Here is a 17,532-nt window from a genome sequence, read left to right on the forward strand (position 1 = left end):
ATGTGGGAGCTGGCTTGCCTGCGATAGCGGTCTCAGCGGTTCGGCGCAATCACCTGACACAACCTGCCCACCGCCTCCACCATCTGCCCACTGGGCCGCTCCAGCCCTTTATCCGGCACGATCAGCAAGCGCCCCTGGGCCACCGCCGCCACCTGGGGCCAGGCCTTCCAGTCGTCCAGTTGCGCTTGATCCGCCGCCAGGATCACCTCGGGGTCACGCTGTAACACCGACTCGATACTGACCTGCGGCGCTGGCAGCTTGAGGTCGTCAAACACATTGCGCGCGCCACACACACTTAGCGCGTCGCTGATGATCTGCCCACCGCCCACGGTGTACAGCGGCTGGTTCCAAACCTGGTAGAACACCCGCAACGGCTCGCTGCGGTAATAGCGCTGACGCAGCTCGGCCAAGCGTTGGCGCAAGCGGGCGGCCAGTTGGCGACCATCCTCGGCACGGCCCAACTGCCGGGCGATGGCCTCGACCTGGCTGCTCAGTTGTTCAAGGCTATGGGGTTCGGCGACGTAGATCGGGATGTTCAAGCGCTTGAGCTGCTCGCGCTGGGCAGGGCCGACGCTGCCGGGCCAGAGCAGCAGCAAGTCAGGCTGCAGGCTGAGCAGGCGTTCCAGGTCCAACTGCCCATAACGCCCCACCGAGGGCACATTGCGCAGCGCGTCAGGCCGTTCGCCGCCGTCGAGAACGCCCACCAACAGATCACTGGCGCCCAGTTCAACGACGATTTCAGATAAGGATGGCGCGAGGCTGACCACCCGCTCGACCGCCGTCGCCGACGCGCTGGCGGCCAGCAGCAAAACCGCCAGCCAGAGGCGCATCAACCGAGCTGACGCGGGATGCGATAGAGGTAGAACAGCACCAGGGTCGACAAGGCCAGGAGAAACAGCGGCACCGCTTCCAGGCCGACGAACACCGCCAGCGCACCGATCCAGGCGGGGAATGCCGCGACCAGCAACGCCGTGCGTCGACGGGCCGCAAGGGTGATCCACGCGGCGGGCTCTTCAGGCGTATCGAGGGCCTTGGAGGTGGCGATCAGCGCGTGTTTGTAGCCATGGAAGTAACGCAGGCTGGCAAACATCGAGGCGACACCGGCGATAAAGAACGGCATCGCCAACACCGGCAACAATGGCTCACCCTGGCCAAATACCAGGTTGATCACGAACAACGGCAACACCGCCAGCGCCAGGTACTGCCACCAACTGAACGACAGCCGACGCTTGACCTGGCCGCGCGTCACGCCCGGTCAACCTCGCCCTGGTGCTCGTTGCCCATCATGTGGTCGAGCTTGCTGGCCTTGGTCGCCAGGTAGAGTTTGTTGTGCGGGTTATGCCCGGTGTGCAGCGGCACGCGCTCGGCAACGGTGATGCCCATTTCGGTCAAGGCTTTGACCTTGCGTGGGTTGTTGGTCATCAGGCGCAGGGACTGGATGCCCAGGTGTTCCAGCATCGGCAGGCAGATGGCGTAGTCGCGCTGGTCGGCGGCAAAGCCCAGGCGCTCGTTGGCCTCGACCGTATCGGCGCCACCGTCTTGCAGTTCGTAGGCGCGGATCTTGTTCAGCAAGCCAATGCCACGGCCTTCCTGACGCAGATACAGCAGCACACCACGGCCTTCACGGGCGATGGCTTGCAACGCGGCTTCCAGTTGCGAACCGCAGTCGCAGCGCTGGCTGAACAGTGCGTCACCGGTCAGGCACTCGGAGTGCACCCGGCCCAGGACCGGGGCGCCATCGGCCACGTCGCCCAGGCTGAGCACGACATGCTCGCGCCCGGAGGCTTTTTCAAGAAAGCCATGCATGGTGAACGTGGCAAAAGGGGTAGGCAGCTTGGAAGCAGCGACGAAAACGACGGGCACCGTGTGCTCCTGATTTCAGATTTCACAGAGGCGGGCATTGTAACAGCACGTTCCTACACACGCTTAAGCTGAATTATCGCTGATAAAGATCAATCGGTTCGATTGGCCTTTGCCTTGGTTCTATGAATGCTCAGCTTTGCATGCAGGAGCGAGCTTGCTTGCGAAGAACCAGAGAGCGCCGCGCTTATCCTGCAACCAAGCGTTATCGTTGACGTTCTTCGCGAGCAAGCTCGCTCCTACATAAAAGCGGGGTGATCAGAACGGATAGGGCTGGTGCCAACGTTCGAAGATGGGTTTCAACTCGCCACTTGTCACCAGCGACTCCATGCGCCGGTCAAACAACGCCATCAACGCCCGGCCCCGCTCATTGTCGGTAAACCCCAGGAACAGCGGCAGCTCGGCAATGTGCGTGAGCTTGAACACCGCGGGGTCGTCGGCTTGGCCAAGGATGTATTTCAGTTCGGCCAGGGCATCGATGTAGAAATCGGCCCGCCCGTGCTGGAGCATCGGCAAAATCCCGCCGCGCCGTTCGATCTGGTTGAAACGGTGAATATTGGGCAGGTATTCCTCGTACTTGTAGCCGCGCACCCAGGCCAGGCGGTAGGCACCCAGCGTCTTCAGCGTCGGCTCTGGGCTGCTCGCCAGGCCCAGGGCGTAGATGTGGTCGGCGTCATAGTTCCAGCGGGCGTACAGCACGCCCTCGGTCTCATCGTGATAGGAGCCGACCCAGGCATCTACTTCGCCGCGCCGCGCCAGGCCGACCGAACGGGTGTAAGGCACGCTGCGGATCTTGACCTTGACCCCGGCGGGCTCGAAGACTTCCCGCAGCACGTCCCAGGCCAGGCCGCTGCCATCGGCGTTGGTGTAGTCATTCCAGGCTTCACTGGCCAGGCGAATCTGGCCGGGTACTTCGGGAGTGTCAGCGGCCCACCCGGCAGATGCGCCAACACACAGCAGGATCAGCAACCAGCGACGTAGGCCCATGATGACGTCCTCCTGGGAAAGCGACCTTTTCTGTAACGTTGTAAAGGGTAGCGCAGCCAGCCGTGTCACGGCGTCTCGCGAAAATGCTGATAACCGCGCACGGCCGGGGTGATGTCGTGGCCACCGGCATCCAGCAGCCTCACTCCCGCTCCCGCCTCCACCCGCCCGACGACATGCACCGGCCACCCCTCAGCCAGCAATGACCCCAGCTCAGTGGGTGGCAAGGTGAACGCGAGGACGTAATCATCCCCCCCGCTCAAGGCCGCAGAACGCGCCTGCTCATCGCCGAGAAAGGCCAGCAACGCGGCCGACAGCGGCAGCCGTTGTCGCTCGATCACCAGGCTTACGGCCGAAGCCTTGGCGATATGCCCACAATCGGCCAGCAGGCCGTCAGAGATATCCAGCGCAGACGTAGCTTTGCCCCGCAACGCCATGCCCAAGGCCAACTGCGGTTGTGGCGACCAGTAGTGGCCCAGCAGCGGCTCGGCGATTTGCGCTGCGGCGCTACGCTGCCCCAATACCAACGGCAAGGCCCCCGCGGCATTGCCCAGGTCGCCGCCGACACACAGCAGGTTGCCCGGTTGCGCGCCACTACGGGTCAACGCCAGCCCGGCCGGGACACGGCCAAACACGGTGACGGTCAGGCTCAACGGGCCACGGGTAGTGTCGCCGCCCACCAGGCCCACGCCACAGCGCTGGGCCATGGCGTTCAAACCCTGGGCATAGCGTTGCAACCAATCGGCCGCGACCGTAGGTGTGGTGAGTGCAAGGGTAAAGGCAAGGGGGCAGGCGCCCATGGCCGCCAGGTCGCTGACTGCCACCGCCAGCGAGCGCTGGCCGAGCAGGAACGGATCGCAGGGGTCGGCAAAGTGCACGCCGGCCACCAGGGTATCGGTAGAAATCGCCAGCTGTTCCCCGGGGGGAACCGCCAGCAAGGCGCAGTCGTCGCCGATCCCCAGGGCAATGCCTTCGCCGCCTTGCGCACAGGGCGCGGCGGCGAAATAGGTGCGGATCAGCTCGAACTCGCCCATCAGGGAGCCAAGCGCAGGTTAGCGCTTGTACGCCTTCACTTCGGCTTCACGCAGGCGCGGGGCCAGCTTGTCGAGCACGCCGTTGACGAACTTGTGACCGTCGGTCGAACCGTAGACTTTCGCCAGTTCGATACCTTCGTTGATCACAACGCGATACGGCACGTCGACGCGCTTGAGCAGCTCCCAGGTGGACAGGCGCATCACGCACAGTTCAACCGGGTCCAACTCTTCGAGGGTCAGGTCCAGGCAAGGTGCCAGGGCCGTGTCGATCTCGCTCAGGTTGGCATGCACGCCGTGCAGGATGTCGTGGAAGTACGGCAGGTCGGCGAAGGTAAAGTCGTTATCGACGCGAAACTGCGCTTCGATTTCGTTCAGCGAAGTACCCGCCATCTGACGCTGATACAGCGCCTGGGTCGCCAGCTGACGGGCAGCACGGCGTTTTTCGTTCTTCGACGGTTTGCCGGCGTCCGCAGGACGTGGCTCGCGTGGGTTGAAACGATCGCTCTCGTCGGAAATCACTTGGCCTCCAACTGCGACAGCAGGCTGACCATTTCCAGGGCGGACAGGGCAGCTTCAGCGCCTTTGTTGCCGGCCTTGGTGCCGGAGCGCTCGATGGCTTGTTCGATGGAATCAACGGTCAGTACGCCGAAGGCCACTGGCACGCCGAACTCCATGGACACCTGGGCCAGGCCCTTGGTGCACTCGCCAGCCACGTATTCGAAGTGCGGAGTACCGCCACGAATGACCGCGCCCAGGGCGATGATCGCTGCGTATTCGCCTTGCTGGGCAACTTTCTGCGCAACCAGTGGAATTTCGAAGGCGCCAGGGGCACGGATAATCGTGATATCGCTTTCGCTCACACCATGGCGAACCAGGGCGTCCACGGCACCGCTTACCAGGCTTTCAACCACGAAGCTGTTGAAGCGGCCAACCACCAGGGCGTAGCGGCCTTTGGGGGCGATGAAGGTACCTTCGATGGTCTTCAGGGTCATTCGACAAATCTCTTAAAGAGCCGGGACGCGTCTATGACGCGCCCCTTAGTGATATTTGAACCGCGAACAAGGAGCGATAATCGCCGGCCTTTATTCGGAGGGCACGTATTCTACTACTTCCAGGTCGAAACCGGATATCGCATTAAATTTCATGGGTGCGCTCATCAGGCGCATTTTGCGCACGCCCAGGTCACGCAGGATCTGCGAACCGGCACCGACGATGCTGTAGGTGGTCGGTTTTTTCACAGGTACCTGGTCAGCGCTTTCGCGGATATGCGCCAGCAGCACATCGCCATCCACTGGATTGCCCAGCAGCAGCACGACACCGCTGCCCGCCTGGGAAACCGCGGCCATGGCGGCTCGCAGGCTCCAGCGGCCCGGCTGCTTGACCATCAACAGGTCGCGCAGCGGGTCCATGTTGTGCACACGCACCAGGGTCGGCTCTTCGGCGCAGATGTTGCCCAGGGTCAGGGCCATGTGCACGTCGCCTTCCACCGAGTCACGGTAGGTCACCAGGTTGAAATGCCCCAGTTCGCTGTCCAGCGGCTGCTCGGCAATCCGCTGAACGGTACGTTCGTGGATCATCCGGTAGTGAATCAGGTCGGCAATGGTGCCGATCTTGATGTTGTGCTCGGCGGCAAAGGCTTCCAGTTCCGGACGACGCGCCATGGTGCCGTCGTCGTTCATCACTTCGCAGATCACCCCACTCGGCTCGAACCCGGCCATGCGCGCCAGGTCGCAAGCAGCCTCTGTGTGGCCGGCACGGGCCAGGGTGCCGCCAGGCTGGGCCATCAGCGGGAAGATATGGCCAGGGCTGACGATATCTTCGGCCTTGGCGTCTTTGGCGGCAGCGGCTTGCACGGTGCGGGCGCGGTCAGCGGCAGAGATGCCGGTGGTCACGCCGGTGGTCGCTTCAATCGAGACGGTGAACTTGGTGCCAAACCCCGAACCATTGCGCGGCGCCATCAGCGGCAGCTTGAGCAGTTCGCAGCGCTCGCGGCTCATGGGCATGCAGATCAGGCCACGGGCGTGCTTGGCCATGAAGTTGATGTGTTCAGGCTGGCACAACTCGGCGGCCATGATCAGGTCGCCTTCGTTCTCGCGGTCTTCGTCATCCATCAGGATGACCATCTTGCCTTGGCGGATATCTTCAACCAGTTCTTCGATGCTATTGAGCGCCACGCGGCACCCCCTTGGTCAGGATTTCAGGTAGCCGTTAGCGGCCAGAAAACTTTCGGTGATGTTACCGGCTGCAGGCTCTGCGGCCTTATCGCCCAGCAACAGGCGCTCCAGGTAACGGGCAAGCAAGTCCACTTCCAGATTCACCCGGCGACCTGGCTGGTATGAGGCCATGATGGTTTCGCTGAGGGTGTGGGGAATGATCGTCAGTTCGAATTCGGCGCCGTTCACGGCGTTCACGGTCAGGCTGGTGCCATCGACGGTGATCGAGCCTTTGTGGGCGATGTACTTGGCCAGTTCTTTAGGGGCCCGGATGCGGAACTCCACGGCCCGCGCGTTTTCGCTGCGCGCCACCACTTCGCCGACGCCGTCGACATGGCCGCTGACCAAGTGGCCGCCCAAACGGGTGGTCGGGGTCAGGGCTTTTTCCAGGTTGACCGGGCTGCCAGCCTTGAGGTCATTCATCGCGGTGCAGTCCAGCGTCTCGCGGCTGACGTCGGCGGCAAAGCCGTTGCCCGGCAGTTCGATAACGGTCAGGCATACGCCGCTGACGGCGATGCTGTCGCCCAGCTTGACGTCGCCAAGGTCGAGCTTGCCGGTTTCAACCAACAGGCGCACGTCGCCGCCTTTGGGGGTCATGGCGCGGATGCTGCCGATGGATTCGATAATGCCGGTGAACATGGCCTTCTCCTGGAAAACAGTGCGGGCGCCTGGGCGCCCGGTCGGAATTATACGCTCGCTGGGGGGAGCGGGATGGCAGTGACTCGCCAGTCGTCGCCTACAGCGCGCATTTGCGTGATCTTGAGTTGGGGGGCGTCGGCCAGCTTCTCAAGCGGCCAGTCCAGCAATGGCCGAGCGGCGGAGCCCAGGAACTTGCCGGCGACGAAAATCACGTATTCGTCCACCAGGCCCTGCTGGGCAAACGCGCCTGCCAGGCTCGGACCGGCTTCCACCAGCACCTCGTTGACGCCACGGGCCGCCAGGGCCACCAGCGCCGAGCGCAGGTCGACCTGGCCGTCGACACCCGGTACCACCAGGCATTCGGGGCCACGGGGGAACTGGTTTTCGGGGGTCACGCAGGTGATGACCAGCGCCGGGCCGGCCTTGAAGAACGGCGCGTTGAGCGGCACCCGCAGGCGGCCGTCGATCAGCACGCGCAGCGGCGGGCGCGACATCGCCAGGGCGGTGGTCTGCGCATCCAGGCCCAGTTCGGCGGCGCGCACGGTCAGGCGCGCGCCATCGGCCAGCACTGTGTCGGCGCCAGTCAGCACCACACTGGCCTCGGCCCGCAGGCGCTGCACGGCGGCGCGGGCGGCAGGGCCGGTGATCCACTGGCTTTCACCACTGGCCATTGCGGTGCGGCCATCCAGGCTCATCGCCAGTTTGACCCGCACAAACGGCAGGCCGTGTTCCATACGTTTGAGGAACCCGGGGTTCAAGGCGCGCGCCTGGCTTTCCAGTACGCCGCTGAGCACCTCGATACCGGCCTGGGCCAGGCGCTGCATGCCGCGCCCGGCCACTTCCGGATTCGGGTCCTGCATGCCCGCTACCACCCGCGCCACGCCAGCCGTCACCAGCGCATCGGCGCAAGGTGGCGTATGACCATAATGGCTGCACGGTTCAAGGGTCACGTACACCGTGGCACCCCGGGCTTTATCGCCAGCAGCGCGCAAGGCGTTGGGCTCGGCATGGGGTTCGCCGGTGCGCTCGTGCCAGCCTTCGCCGACAACCTGCCCGTCGCGCACAATCACGCAGCCGACCCGTGGGTTGGGGTGGGTGGTGTACAGGCCCTTGCGCGCCAATTCGAGGGCGCGGGCCATGTAATGGGCGTCAAGCACGGCCTGCTCAGCAGAAGGAAGGTTCATTCTTTGACCGGCTCACGGGCCAGGCGGTCGATCTCTTCGCGGAACTCGTTGAGGTCCTGGAAGCGTCGATACACCGAGGCGAAACGAATGTAGGCGACTTCGTCGAGCTTTTGCAGCTCGCCCATCACCAGTTCTCCAACCACCAGGCTCTTGACCTCGCGCTCACCGGTCGCCCGCAGCTTGTGCTTGATATGCACCAGCGCCGCTTCCAGCCGCTCGACACTCACCGGGCGTTTTTCCAGGGCGCGCTGCATACCAGCGCGCAATTTGTCTTCGTCGAAGGGCTGGCGGCTGCCGTCGGACTTGATCAGGCGTGGCAGTACCAGTTCGGCGGTTTCGAAGGTGGTGAAACGTTCACCGCAGGCCAGGCATTCGCGCCGGCGACGCACTTGATCGCCCTCGGCGACCAGACGCGAGTCAATGACCTTGGTGTCGTTGGCACCGCAGAAGGGACAGTGCATGGTGGCAGGCAACAAAAAAAGGGAGGGCCATGGTAGCGCATCCCCGTGGCAAGACAAGCCATAGCCTTTACGGTATATAGGCTGACTATTATGTTTCTTATGTTTAGTTCACGGATTTTTGCCCTTTTTGGAGCCGTACATGCCGTTACGACCGCTGGTTTTACTCACAATGTTCAGTTTTCTGGTCGCCTGCAGCAGCGAGGCACCAAAACCAGCGGCCCCGCAACCCACGCCGCAACAAGAGAAAAAAATCCCCGGCCAGGAGCCTCTCGGGCCTTTGCCGGCGTATCAGCGTGAAGTGAGCGGCACCCTCAATGGCGTGCCGGCCGGCGCCGAAGTCGAGCTGGCGTTGCTGGTGATCGACGAGCGCAGCCGCCCGCAACAACTGCTGGCCAGCAGCGTGCTGATCGGCAACAACAAACCACTGGCCTTCCGCCTGCGCTTCAACCCCCAAGCCTTCCCTAGCGGCGCCCGCGTTGAGTTGCGTGGTCGCGCCAGCCAGTCCGGGCAGTTGATCCTGCATCTGCCGGCGGTGCGTATCCAGCAGCCGATCACCCAGACCACCGGGCCACTGCAACTCGTCCGCGCACCATGACGCCACCGCTGCACCTGCAACGAGCCTTGAGCGAGCTGATCGGCGACGCGCAACTGGTGCCCTGCCCGTTACCGGGCACCGACCTGTCGTTATGGCTGCTGGACGCCGACAACATGCACCGCGCCTTCAGCCCTGAGGAAACCCGGCGCATCCTGCACGAGCCGCCCTACTGGAGCTTCTGCTGGGCCAGCGGCCTGGCACTGGCCCGTTACCTGGCGGCCAACCCGCAGTGGGTGGCGGGCAAGCGGGTCCTGGATTTTGGCGCCGGCTCCGGGGTGGCGGGGATTGGCGCAGTAAAAGCCGGTGCCCTGGAAGTGGTGGCCTGCGACCTCGACCCGCTGGCACTCGGCGCCTGCCGGGCGAATGCTCAACTCAATGGCGTAACGCTGGGCTATTCGGCGGATTTTTTTGCCGAGGCCGATCGTTTCGACCTGATCCTGGTGGCGGACGTGCTGTACGACCGGGCGAACCTGCCGCTGCTGGATCAGTTCCTCACCCGCGGGCGAGAAGCGCTGGTCGCCGATTCACGGGTGCGGGATTTCCAGCATCCGGACTATCAGCGGCTGGGGATTCTGGAGGCGTTGACGTTGCCGGATCTGGCGGAGCCTTGGGAGTTTCGCAAGGTGAGCCTGTACCATTCGCGGCGCTAGGTCTCTGAGTTACAAATTTTCAGCAATAGAGTGACTAAGACAGCGGCCGCGAGGACATGGAAAATGCCGTCCTCCCGACGCGGCGTGGACGATCGACCTGCATGTATTTCCTCATTGTTTCGCTGGTCGGTGTCGCTCCAAAGGCGTTGCAAAAGCCTGGGCAGTTGCATAACCTGCTTGGCAATACACCCGCCATGCCTCTGGTTGCGCCAGCGACCAAGCACAAATTGTGCGGGTTTTTTATGCCTGGTGATTTTCCGGCATGAGGGCGTTCGACAAACCTGCCATTGACGTTCCGGCCCAGCTGGAACTCCTCAAGTCTCGGGGCTTGATAATTGACGACGAAACAGGCGCCCGGTGCTTCCTGCAGTCGGTCAGCTTCTTCCGATTAAGCCCCTATATGCGGCCCTTCCAACAACCGGAAGATATCGACCACCACTTCCATGCTGGCACCCATTTTCATCAACTGGCACGACTCTACGATTTCGACCGACGTCTTCGCCTATTGGCTATGGATGCTATCGAGCGGGTCGAGATCGCATCACGTGCAGTCATCAGTAATCACATGGGCCCCGCCTACGGTAGCCATTGGTACATCGACGGCCAGACTTTTCACCCAACATTTGACCACCAACGCCTGCTTGCAACGCTAAACACCAAACAGTCTGTGGCAGCTCGCGACTACGAACGCGAATGCCTGCGCATCGACCGACTGCACACAGACAGCAATCGAAAAGACCATCTCAAACGCCAAAGAGCCAAAGAAAGCTACGCGCGCCACTATCCAATTACCTACGACCACCCATCTCTCATGCCGAGTTGGGCCATGCTGGAAGAGTTGACGCTGGGTGACCTCTCTCATCTCTACAAAGGCCTGGCCAGGGACGCGGATAAAAAAGCCATTGCCAGGCGTCTGGGACTTCCCGCCCCCCTGATGCAGTCCTGGCTTCACACGTTGACCACTGTCCGGAACATGTGCGCCCATCACTCACGGATGTGGAATCGGCAACTGGGCATTCGTCCTGAATTACCGAGGAAAGCCAATTTCCCGTGGCCAAACCATCTCCTCCAGCCAGGACCCCATACCCGCATTTTTCCGACACTTTGCATACTTAACCACCTGATGTATCAGGTCAGCCCCTGCACTCGCTGGGACCAACACCTTTATCACCTGATCAGCGACTTTCCCAACCTCAACCTAAAGGCGATGGGGTTCCCTCGTAACTGGTATCAGGACCCTTTTTGGCACGTATCTCGCGCTTGATCCTTGCGCAGCTTCCGATAGAGACCGCCAGTCTTTATAGTTGCCCCATCCCACGCGTCCTTGAGAACCTCCATGAGTGAGCCCACGCCGTACATTTTCGATGTCACCACCGCCACCTTCGATCAGGCTGTCATCGAAAACTCGTTCCACAAACCCGTGCTGGTGGATTTCTGGGCCGAATGGTGCGCGCCATGCAAGGCGCTGATGCCGTTGCTGGCGCAGATTGCCGAGAGTTATCAGGGCGAGCTGCTGCTGGCCAAGGTCGATTGCGAAGCCGAGCAGGATATCGTTGCGCGCTTTGGCATTCGCAGCCTGCCGACCGTGGTGCTGTTCAAGGACGGTCAGCCGGTGGACGGGTTTGCCGGGGCCAAGCCGGAGTCTGAGATTCGCGCGTTGCTGGAGCCCCATGTGCAACTGCCGCCACCGGCCGATGAGGACCCGCTGGAGCAGGCCCAGGCGCTGTTTGCCGAGGGCCGTATCAGTGAGGCCGAGGCCGTACTGGTGACCTTGCTGGGTGAAGACAACACCAACGCCGCGGCGTTGATCCTCTACGCTCGCTGCCTGGCCGAGCGTGGCGAACTGGGCGAAGCGCAGACCGTACTCGACGCGGTCAAGAGCGACGCACACAAGGCGGCCCTCGCCGGTGCCAAGGCGCAGATCACCTTCCTGCGCCAGGCTGCCGACCTGCCTGATACCGCCGACCTCAAGGCCCGCCTGGCGCAAAACCCGCAGGACGATGAAGCCGCGTATCAACTGGCCGTGCAGCAATTGGCCCGCCAGCAATACGACGCGGCGCTGGAAGGCCTGCTGAAGCTGTTTATCCGCAACCGCAGCTACAACGAAGGCCTGCCACACAAGACGCTGCTGCAGGTGTTCGAGTTGCTGGGCAACGACCACCCGCTGGTCACGGTGTATCGCCGCAAGTTGTTCGCCGCGCTGTACTAATCAGCGATCCAACTGTATTGCGGCGTATCCCCGCCGCTGGCCACCTTCACCTTGGCGCTATGGCGCAGGCGTACCAACAGGCGCTTGCCCGCCTGGGCGTTGCCGGCCAGGCCTTCGAGGCGATCCGACAGCTCCAGCCCGCTGAGTTGCCCGGCCTCGCGCAGCAGGTCCTGGGCGGCCTGCCACAGGTTTGCGTCCTGATTGAGCGGCGCGGGGGTGACAGGCGCCTCGCCCGTCACCGGCGTGGTCGCCTGCAGGTGTACGCCCAGCCGTGCCCAATCGCTCTCGTCCAACTCCAGGGTCAAGTCCACGGGCAGCTCGCCGATGGTTCCACGAATTCGCATCATTGCTCGTCCTCCAAGACTTTTCTGACGAGCATGCTCCCATGCGTCTTGCGCTGCGCCAAGCAGACGGTCAAACTCCTCTGGCTTTCGTTATAAGATTACATAACAAAATATTCATTCACGCCCGGGAGTTTTTCTATGCGCCGCCTGTTGCTCGCTTTGCCGTTTGCCCTGTTGCCCCTGGCTGCCCTGGCGGCTGACGAACACGACCACGATCATGACCATGAACACGGCAGCCTTGGCGCCCATGAGCATGGCGTTGCCCGCCTTAACGCGGTGCTCGATGGCAAGGCCCTGGAACTGGAGCTGGAAAGCCCGGCGATGAACCTGGTGGGTTTCGAACACCTGGCCACCACCGATGCAGACAAAGCCAAGGTCGCCGCCGCCCGTAAACAGTTGGAACAACCCTTGGCGCTGTTCAGCCTGCCAAAAGCCGCCGGTTGTGTGGTCAGCAGCCAAGAGCTCGAAAGCCCGCTGTTCGGCGACAAGCCAGAAGACGATCATGACCACGCCACCGATGGCAAAGGCGCCGCTGCCCATGACCATGACCACAGTGAAATCCACGCCCACTACCAGTTCACCTGCTCCAGCCCTGCCGCGCTGAAAAACCTCGACCTGGCGAACCTCTTCAAGACCTTCCCCGCCACCCAGAAAATTCAGGTACAACTGATCGGCCCGAGCGGCCAGCAGGGTGTTGAAACGACGGCCAAGGCTGCCACCCTGAAATTCTGACTCCACACGCTCAACTGTAGGAGCTGGCTTGCCTGCGATGGCATCGGCGCGGTGTCGCAGATACACCGCGTAGTCTGCATCGCAGGCAAGCCAGCTCCTACAGGTGACCGCGCTCTGCAGGTGATACTGAGTTCCCATGACCCAAGCACTGATCGAACTGTCCGACCTGGGCTTTAACTGGCCCGGGCACCCCCAGTTGCTGGATATCCCGGCGTTTCGCCTGGAGCCTGGGGAAACCCTGTTTCTCAAGGGCCCCAGCGGTAGCGGCAAGACCACCCTGCTAGGCCTGTTGGGCGGCGTGCAGAAACCCACGCGTGGCAGCATTCGCTTGCTCGGCCAGGAGCTGACCGAACTGTCGGCCGGCGCCCGTGATCGGTTTCGGGTCGACCACACCGGCTACATCTTCCAGCAGTTCAACCTGCTGCCGTTTCTCTCAGTACGCGAGAACGTCGAACTGCCTTGCCATTTCTCCAAGCTGCGCGCGCAACGCGCGACCCAGCGGCATGGCAGCATCGATCAAGCCGCCGCGACCTTGCTCGCGCACCTGGGCCTCAAGGATGAGGGCTTGCTGGAACGCCGCGCCGACTCGCTGTCCATCGGCCAGCAACAACGGGTCGCCGCCGCCCGCGCACTGATCGGCCAACCGGAACTGGTGATCGCCGACGAGCCGACGTCGGCCCTGGACCACGATGCACGGGAAGCCTTCCTTCAATTGTTGTTCGCCGAATGCCGCGAGGCGGGCGCCAGCCTATTGTTCGTCAGCCATGACCAGAGCCTGGCTTCGCTGTTCGACCGCAACCTGTCGTTGGCCGAACTCAATCGCGCCGCCACGCCGCTCGAGGTTTGAGATGTATTTGTTCCGTCTAGCCATGGCCAGCCTGGCAAACCGCCGCTTTACCGCGATCCTCACCGCCTTCGCCATCGCCCTGTCGGTGTGCCTGCTATTGGCGGTCGAACGTGTGCGTACCGAGGCGCGCGCCAGCTTTGCCAGCACCATCAGCGGCACCGACCTGATCGTCGGCGCCCGCTCCGGCTCGGTCAACCTGCTGCTGTACTCGGTATTTCGCATCGGCAACGCCACCAACAACATCCGCTGGGACAGCTTCGAACACTTCGCCGCCAACCCGCAGGTGAAATGGGCGATCCCCATGTCCCTGGGCGACTCCCATCGCGGTTACCGAGTGATGGGCACTACCGACGCCTACTTCGAGCACTACCAATACGGGCGCAGGCAGAACCTGCAACTGGCCAGCGGCCGCGCCTTTGCCACTGACCCTTTTGAAGTGGTGCTCGGCGCCGAAGTGGCTGACGCGCTGCATTACAAACTCGGTGACAAGCTGGTGCTCGCCCACGGCGTGGCGGTGGTCAGCCTGGTCAAGCACGATGACAAACCCTTCACCGTGGTCGGCATTCTGCAACGCACCGGCACCCCGGTGGACCGCACGCTGCATATCAGCCTGGGCGGCATGGAAGCAATCCATATCGACTGGCACAACGGCGTGCCGGCCCAGGGCAAGGGCCGGATCAGTGCCGACCAGGCGCGCAATATGGACCTCACGCCACAAGCCATCACCGCGTTTATGCTGGGCTTGAACAACAAGATTTCGACCTTCGCCCTGCAACGCCAGATCAACGAGTTCCGAGGCGAGCCGATGCTGGCGATCCTGCCGGGCGTGGCCTTGCAAGAGCTGTGGAGCATGATGGGCACTGCGGAAAAGGCGTTGTTCGTGATCTCGCTGTTTGTGGTGCTGACCGGGTTGATCGGCATGCTCACGGCGATCCTCACCAGCCTCAATGAGCGGCGCCGGGAAATGGCGATCCTGCGTTCCGTGGGGGCGCGGCCCTGGCATATTGCGAGCCTGCTGATTTTCGAGGCCTTCGCCCTGGCCCTGGCCGGAGTGGTGGCGGGGGTTGGCCTGCTGTATGTGTGTATTGCGGCGTCCCGTGGCTATTTGCAGGCCAATTACGGGCTGGACCTGCCGCTGGCGCTGCCCAGCCCGTATGAATGGACGCTGCTCGCCGGTATTCTGGGCGCCGCCCTGCTGATGGGCAGCGTGCCGGCCTGGCGCGCCTATCGCCAATCCTTGGCCGATGGCCTGTCGATCCGTTTATGAGGAAGGCTTTGATGCGTCATGCCCTGCTTGCGCTGTTATTGATGATCGCCCTGCCCGCCTGGGCCGCCGAGCCTCGGGATTTGTCGTGGCAGGAAATGATTCCACCGGACGCTCCGGTGGAGGTGCCGAATATGACGCCGCTGCACGACCTGTCGAACATGGCCGACGCCCTGTCAGCAGAGGCAGCGCCAGCGGCCAAGCAGGATTTGCCCAACGCGCCGGTGGTCGCAACCCTCAACGACCAGCACATCCGCCTGCCGGGCTATATCGTGCCGCTGGAGGTCAGCGAAGAAGGCCGCACCACTGAGTTCCTGCTGGTACCGTACTTCGGCGCCTGCATCCATGTGCCGCCGCCGCCGTCCAACCAGATTGTCCATGTACGCAGTGAGATCGGCGTGAAGCTGGAGGAGTTGTACCAGCCGTACTGGATCGAGGGGCAGATGCAGGTAAAACCGTCTACCAGCGAACTGGCGGATGCGGGCTATCAGATGGAAGCCGAGAAGATCTACGCCTACGAGTTGCCCGAATAGCACCCTCAATCAAATATGGGAGCAGGCTTATCGGATCACGGTTTCATTGAGCTGAGTCAAAGGCTCACGCGTAACGATCTTTACCATTGGACACAGCCAACTAAAAACGTCCTTTGGAGCCACCCATGCACAAGTCACTGCTCAGCGCTTCCCTCTTCGCGCTTGCACTCGCCGCCCCTCTCGCCCACGCTCACGAAGCTGGCGACATCCTCGTTCGCGCCGGTGCCATCACCGTTAACCCGAAGGCCGATAGCGGCAGCGTCAAGGTTGACCAGGGCCCATTGGCCGGCACCAACCTGGGTGGCAAGGCGACCATGAGCAGCGACACGCAGCTGGGCCTCAACTTCGCCTACATGCTGACCAACCACGTCGGTATCGAACTGCTGGCCGCCACGCCGTTCGAGCATGATGTGAAGATCAAGAACACCGCCCTCGGCGCCGCCAACGGCAAGCTCGGTACCCTCAAGCACCTGCCGCCTACCCTGAGCGTCGTGTACTACCCGCTGGACAGCAAATCGGCGTTCCAGCCTTACGTCGGTGCCGGTATCAACTACACTTGGATCTACGACGAACACGTTGGTAGCCGCGCCCAGGGCGAAGGCTTCAGCAACTTCAAGGCCGAGAACTCCTGGGGCTGGGCCGCGCAGATCGGCGCGGACTACATGATCAATGACAAGTGGATGATCAACGGCCAGGTGCGCTACATCGATATCAGCACCAAAGCCACCGTCGACAACAACGCCCTGGCGGCGGGCACTCGTGCCAAGGTCAATGTGGACGTGGATCCGATGGTCTACATGGTCGGTATCGGCTACAAGTTCTAAGCTAGGTTAAACAAACGCTACACAACAATGTGGGAGCCCGGCTTGTGTAGGAGCTGGCTTGCCTGCGATGCATCGCCTCGGTGTCTTTGAAAGACCGAGGTGTGTGCATCGCAGGCAAGCCAGTTCCGGCACAGGACGGGCTCCCACATTTTTTTGTGTTCAGTCAGCTAGTTATGCCGGTAGAAGCGATCGAGTAGCGCCGGCAGTCCCGCGCGCCACGCCCGGGGCTTGATGCCAAAGGTGTGCAGGATCTTCTTGCAGGCCAGCACCGCATGTTGCGGTTCGTCGGCGGCGTCTGGCCGGGCGGCGTGGGCTTGGGCGGTTGGCGCTTCGACCGCCAGCGCATGGAAATTGCGCGCTTCGGTGAGGATCGCCTGGCCAAGGGCCACAGGGGTGGTCGCCTCTTGCCCGGCGTAATGGTAGGTGCCCCACAACGGCGCCGCACAATCGAGTTGCTTGAGCACCGAGATAATCACCCGTGCCGCATCGTCCACCGGCGTCGGGTTGCCCCGTCGATCATCGGCCAGCAACAACTCCTCGGATTTCTCGGCACGCGCCAGGAAGCGCCCGAGCGCACCGTCGACACTGTCATCGAGCAACCAGCCAAAGCGCAGCAGCACATGTTGCGGGCAGGTAGCGCGCACACTCTGCTCAATGCGCCATAGCGCCTGGCCGCGCAGGCCCAGGGGCACCGGCTCGTCTTTTTCGCTGTAGGCCGTGGCGCGCGAGCCATCGAACACCCGGTAGCTGGACGGTTGCAGCAGCGTGATGTTGTGGTGTTGGCACAGCTGCGCCAGGCGCTCGACGGCAGATTCCTGCCCGGCCAGACGGGCCTCGTTCACGCTCTCGGCCTGGAACCAGTCGAAATAGTAGGCGAGGTTGATCAAGGCATCGGGACGGGTGTCGTCGAGCAATTGGGTAAGACTGGCGGCATCCCAGCCGTCTTGGGGCGGGCGCGGGGCGAGGAAACCGATATCTTCCTCCGCACCGAGGCGAATCAGCGCCTGCCCGAGGGCATTCCCGCCGCCCAGTAACATAAGGCGCATTCGCATAAATTGAGCAGGCCCGGTCTGTTTGGAACGATGGCTATTGTCGACAGGCGTTGATGCCGTGCCGTTGGTATTTGCCAGAATCGTTGCATTTTGCGGGTTTGTAACGC

23 protein-coding genes are annotated in these 17,532 nt (G+C 62.6%); 10 read left to right on the plus strand and 13 right to left on the minus strand.

The features are described 5' to 3' along the window. Positions 1-32: 32 nt before the first annotated feature. The 11 genes from C5F71_RS08995 to nrdR form a co-directional block, all read right to left on the minus strand. Positions 33-830, minus strand: a complete 798-nt coding sequence (locus C5F71_RS08995) for a cobalamin-binding protein (protein ID WP_070995308.1) — start codon at positions 828-830, stop codon at positions 33-35. Continuing rightward, complete coding sequence (locus C5F71_RS09000) at positions 830-1,249, minus strand: nuclear FMR1 interacting 1 family protein (RefSeq protein ID WP_070995307.1); 420 nt, start codon at positions 1,247-1,249, stop codon at positions 830-832. Before C5F71_RS09000 ends, C5F71_RS08995 begins: the two co-directional genes overlap by 1 nt. Continuing rightward, on the minus strand, positions 1,246-1,863 hold the full coding sequence (gene ribA, locus C5F71_RS09005; protein WP_029299440.1) for a GTP cyclohydrolase II: 618 nt from the start codon (positions 1,861-1,863) through the stop codon (positions 1,246-1,248). Before ribA ends, C5F71_RS09000 begins: the two co-directional genes overlap by 4 nt. A gap of 255 nt (positions 1,864-2,118) precedes the next feature. Beyond that, positions 2,119-2,847, minus strand: coding sequence for an ABC transporter substrate-binding protein (locus C5F71_RS09010; RefSeq protein WP_029299439.1), 729 nt, complete (start codon positions 2,845-2,847; stop codon positions 2,119-2,121). Between the two features lie 65 nt (positions 2,848-2,912). Beyond that, complete coding sequence (gene thiL, locus C5F71_RS09015) at positions 2,913-3,878, minus strand: thiamine-phosphate kinase (RefSeq protein WP_104910996.1); 966 nt, start codon at positions 3,876-3,878, stop codon at positions 2,913-2,915. Between the two features lie 18 nt (positions 3,879-3,896). Next, complete coding sequence (nusB, locus tag C5F71_RS09020; RefSeq protein WP_029299437.1) at positions 3,897-4,397, minus strand: transcription antitermination factor NusB; 501 nt, start codon at positions 4,395-4,397, stop codon at positions 3,897-3,899. Beyond that, entirely contained in the window at positions 4,394-4,870 is a 477-nt protein-coding gene (gene ribE / locus C5F71_RS09025; protein ID WP_003176356.1) for a 6,7-dimethyl-8-ribityllumazine synthase, read from the minus strand. Before ribE ends, nusB begins: the two co-directional genes overlap by 4 nt. A 90-nt stretch (positions 4,871-4,960) precedes the next feature. After that, the gene (ribBA, locus tag C5F71_RS09030) at positions 4,961-6,052 is read right to left on the minus strand and encodes a bifunctional 3,4-dihydroxy-2-butanone-4-phosphate synthase/GTP cyclohydrolase II (protein WP_029299436.1); all 1,092 of its coding nucleotides are present in this window, start codon (positions 6,050-6,052) and stop codon (positions 4,961-4,963) included. Between the two features lie 15 nt (positions 6,053-6,067). Then, the gene (locus C5F71_RS09035; protein WP_029299435.1) at positions 6,068-6,730 is read right to left on the minus strand and encodes a riboflavin synthase; all 663 of its coding nucleotides are present in this window, start codon (positions 6,728-6,730) and stop codon (positions 6,068-6,070) included. 47 nt (positions 6,731-6,777) lie between these two features. Further along, the gene (gene ribD / locus C5F71_RS09040) at positions 6,778-7,914 is read right to left on the minus strand and encodes a bifunctional diaminohydroxyphosphoribosylaminopyrimidine deaminase/5-amino-6-(5-phosphoribosylamino)uracil reductase RibD (RefSeq protein ID WP_104910997.1); all 1,137 of its coding nucleotides are present in this window, start codon (positions 7,912-7,914) and stop codon (positions 6,778-6,780) included. Further along, positions 7,911-8,375 (minus strand): transcriptional regulator NrdR, encoded by a 465-nt coding sequence (gene nrdR, locus C5F71_RS09045; protein WP_029299433.1) that lies wholly within the window; start codon positions 8,373-8,375, stop codon positions 7,911-7,913. Before nrdR ends, ribD begins: the two co-directional genes overlap by 4 nt. Before the next feature lie 139 nt (positions 8,376-8,514). Between nrdR and C5F71_RS09050 the strand changes: the two genes are divergently transcribed. The 5 genes from C5F71_RS09050 (at position 8,515) to trxA (ending at position 11,829) form a co-directional block, all read left to right on the plus strand. Further along, the gene (locus C5F71_RS09050; RefSeq protein ID WP_029299432.1) at positions 8,515-8,970 is read left to right on the plus strand and encodes a YbaY family lipoprotein; all 456 of its coding nucleotides are present in this window, start codon (positions 8,515-8,517) and stop codon (positions 8,968-8,970) included. Further along, a complete protein-coding gene (locus C5F71_RS09055; RefSeq protein WP_104910998.1) occupies positions 8,967-9,620 on the plus strand; it encodes a methyltransferase in 654 nt (217 codons plus the stop codon). The genes C5F71_RS09050 and C5F71_RS09055 overlap by 4 nt, the downstream gene beginning before the upstream one ends. A gap of 101 nt (positions 9,621-9,721) precedes the next feature. Then, positions 9,722-9,886 (plus strand): hypothetical protein, encoded by a 165-nt coding sequence (locus C5F71_RS28900; RefSeq protein ID WP_158682858.1) that lies wholly within the window; start codon positions 9,722-9,724, stop codon positions 9,884-9,886. Beyond that, the gene (locus tag C5F71_RS09060) at positions 9,883-10,884 is read left to right on the plus strand and encodes an Abi family protein (RefSeq protein WP_104910999.1); all 1,002 of its coding nucleotides are present in this window, start codon (positions 9,883-9,885) and stop codon (positions 10,882-10,884) included. The genes C5F71_RS28900 and C5F71_RS09060 overlap by 4 nt, the downstream gene beginning before the upstream one ends. Before the next feature lie 72 nt (positions 10,885-10,956). Continuing rightward, a complete protein-coding gene (gene trxA / locus C5F71_RS09065; protein ID WP_029299428.1) occupies positions 10,957-11,829 on the plus strand; it encodes a thioredoxin in 873 nt (290 codons plus the stop codon). Here the strand turns inward: trxA and C5F71_RS09070 are convergent. Continuing rightward, positions 11,826-12,176 (minus strand): hypothetical protein, encoded by a 351-nt coding sequence (locus C5F71_RS09070; protein ID WP_029299425.1) that lies wholly within the window; start codon positions 12,174-12,176, stop codon positions 11,826-11,828. The genes trxA and C5F71_RS09070 overlap by 4 nt on opposite strands. Before the next feature lie 135 nt (positions 12,177-12,311). Here C5F71_RS09070 and C5F71_RS09075 point away from each other — a divergent pair, with 135 nt between their 5' ends. The 5 genes from C5F71_RS09075 (at position 12,312) to C5F71_RS09095 (ending at position 16,373) form a co-directional block, all read left to right on the plus strand. Beyond that, positions 12,312-12,905: a DUF2796 domain-containing protein gene (locus tag C5F71_RS09075; RefSeq protein WP_104911000.1), complete on the plus strand. Its 594-nt coding sequence runs from the start codon at positions 12,312-12,314 to the stop codon at positions 12,903-12,905. A gap of 136 nt (positions 12,906-13,041) precedes the next feature. Then, on the plus strand, positions 13,042-13,752 hold the full coding sequence (locus tag C5F71_RS09080) for an ABC transporter ATP-binding protein (protein ID WP_029299421.1): 711 nt from the start codon (positions 13,042-13,044) through the stop codon (positions 13,750-13,752). Between the two features lies 1 nt (position 13,753). Next, positions 13,754-15,019 (plus strand): ABC transporter permease, encoded by a 1,266-nt coding sequence (locus C5F71_RS09085; protein WP_029299419.1) that lies wholly within the window; start codon positions 13,754-13,756, stop codon positions 15,017-15,019. 11 nt (positions 15,020-15,030) lie between these two features. Next, positions 15,031-15,549, plus strand: coding sequence for a DUF3299 domain-containing protein (locus C5F71_RS09090; RefSeq protein ID WP_029299418.1), 519 nt, complete (start codon positions 15,031-15,033; stop codon positions 15,547-15,549). Positions 15,550-15,674: 125 nt separating this feature from the next. Beyond that, a complete protein-coding gene (locus C5F71_RS09095) occupies positions 15,675-16,373 on the plus strand; it encodes an OmpW family protein (protein ID WP_029299417.1) in 699 nt (232 codons plus the stop codon). A gap of 167 nt (positions 16,374-16,540) precedes the next feature. On the opposite strand, the gene C5F71_RS09100 is transcribed toward C5F71_RS09095, so the two are convergent. After that, the gene (locus C5F71_RS09100; protein WP_032867470.1) at positions 16,541-17,425 is read right to left on the minus strand and encodes a sugar nucleotide-binding protein; all 885 of its coding nucleotides are present in this window, start codon (positions 17,423-17,425) and stop codon (positions 16,541-16,543) included. Positions 17,426-17,532: the final 107 nt, after the last annotated feature.

Source organism: Pseudomonas sp. LG1D9 (assembly GCF_002949995.1).
Taxonomy (GTDB): Bacteria; Pseudomonadota; Gammaproteobacteria; order Pseudomonadales; family Pseudomonadaceae; genus Aquipseudomonas; species Aquipseudomonas proteolytica.

Bases quoted from the DNA above. Each gene is read 5' to 3' on its own strand.
- C5F71_RS09070 (WP_029299425.1), bottom strand. From the start codon at position 12,176: ATGATGCGAATTCGTGGAACCATCGGCGAGCTGCCCGTGGACTTGACC.
- C5F71_RS08995 (WP_070995308.1), bottom strand. From the start codon at position 830: ATGCGCCTCTGGCTGGCGGTTTTGCTGCTGGCCGCCAGCGCGTCGGCG.
- ribE (WP_003176356.1), bottom strand. From the start codon at position 4,870: ATGACCCTGAAGACCATCGAAGGTACCTTCATCGCCCCCAAAGGCCGC.
- C5F71_RS09080 (WP_029299421.1), top strand. From the start codon at position 13,042: ATGACCCAAGCACTGATCGAACTGTCCGACCTGGGCTTTAACTGGCCC.
- C5F71_RS09055 (WP_104910998.1), top strand. From the start codon at position 8,967: ATGACGCCACCGCTGCACCTGCAACGAGCCTTGAGCGAGCTGATCGGC.
- ribD (WP_104910997.1), bottom strand. From the start codon at position 7,914: ATGAACCTTCCTTCTGCTGAGCAGGCCGTGCTTGACGCCCATTACATG.
- C5F71_RS09095 (WP_029299417.1), top strand. From the start codon at position 15,675: ATGCACAAGTCACTGCTCAGCGCTTCCCTCTTCGCGCTTGCACTCGCC.
- C5F71_RS28900 (WP_158682858.1), top strand. From the start codon at position 9,722: ATGTATTTCCTCATTGTTTCGCTGGTCGGTGTCGCTCCAAAGGCGTTG.
- thiL (WP_104910996.1), bottom strand. From the start codon at position 3,878: ATGGGCGAGTTCGAGCTGATCCGCACCTATTTCGCCGCCGCGCCCTGT.
- nrdR (WP_029299433.1), bottom strand. From the start codon at position 8,375: ATGCACTGTCCCTTCTGCGGTGCCAACGACACCAAGGTCATTGACTCG.
- C5F71_RS09060 (WP_104910999.1), top strand. From the start codon at position 9,883: ATGAGGGCGTTCGACAAACCTGCCATTGACGTTCCGGCCCAGCTGGAA.
- C5F71_RS09010 (WP_029299439.1), bottom strand. From the start codon at position 2,847: ATGGGCCTACGTCGCTGGTTGCTGATCCTGCTGTGTGTTGGCGCATCT.
- trxA (WP_029299428.1), top strand. From the start codon at position 10,957: ATGAGTGAGCCCACGCCGTACATTTTCGATGTCACCACCGCCACCTTC.
- C5F71_RS09085 (WP_029299419.1), top strand. From the start codon at position 13,754: ATGTATTTGTTCCGTCTAGCCATGGCCAGCCTGGCAAACCGCCGCTTT.
- C5F71_RS09100 (WP_032867470.1), bottom strand. From the start codon at position 17,425: ATGCGAATGCGCCTTATGTTACTGGGCGGCGGGAATGCCCTCGGGCAG.
- C5F71_RS09090 (WP_029299418.1), top strand. From the start codon at position 15,031: ATGCGTCATGCCCTGCTTGCGCTGTTATTGATGATCGCCCTGCCCGCC.
- C5F71_RS09050 (WP_029299432.1), top strand. From the start codon at position 8,515: ATGCCGTTACGACCGCTGGTTTTACTCACAATGTTCAGTTTTCTGGTC.
- C5F71_RS09035 (WP_029299435.1), bottom strand. From the start codon at position 6,730: ATGTTCACCGGCATTATCGAATCCATCGGCAGCATCCGCGCCATGACC.
- C5F71_RS09075 (WP_104911000.1), top strand. From the start codon at position 12,312: ATGCGCCGCCTGTTGCTCGCTTTGCCGTTTGCCCTGTTGCCCCTGGCT.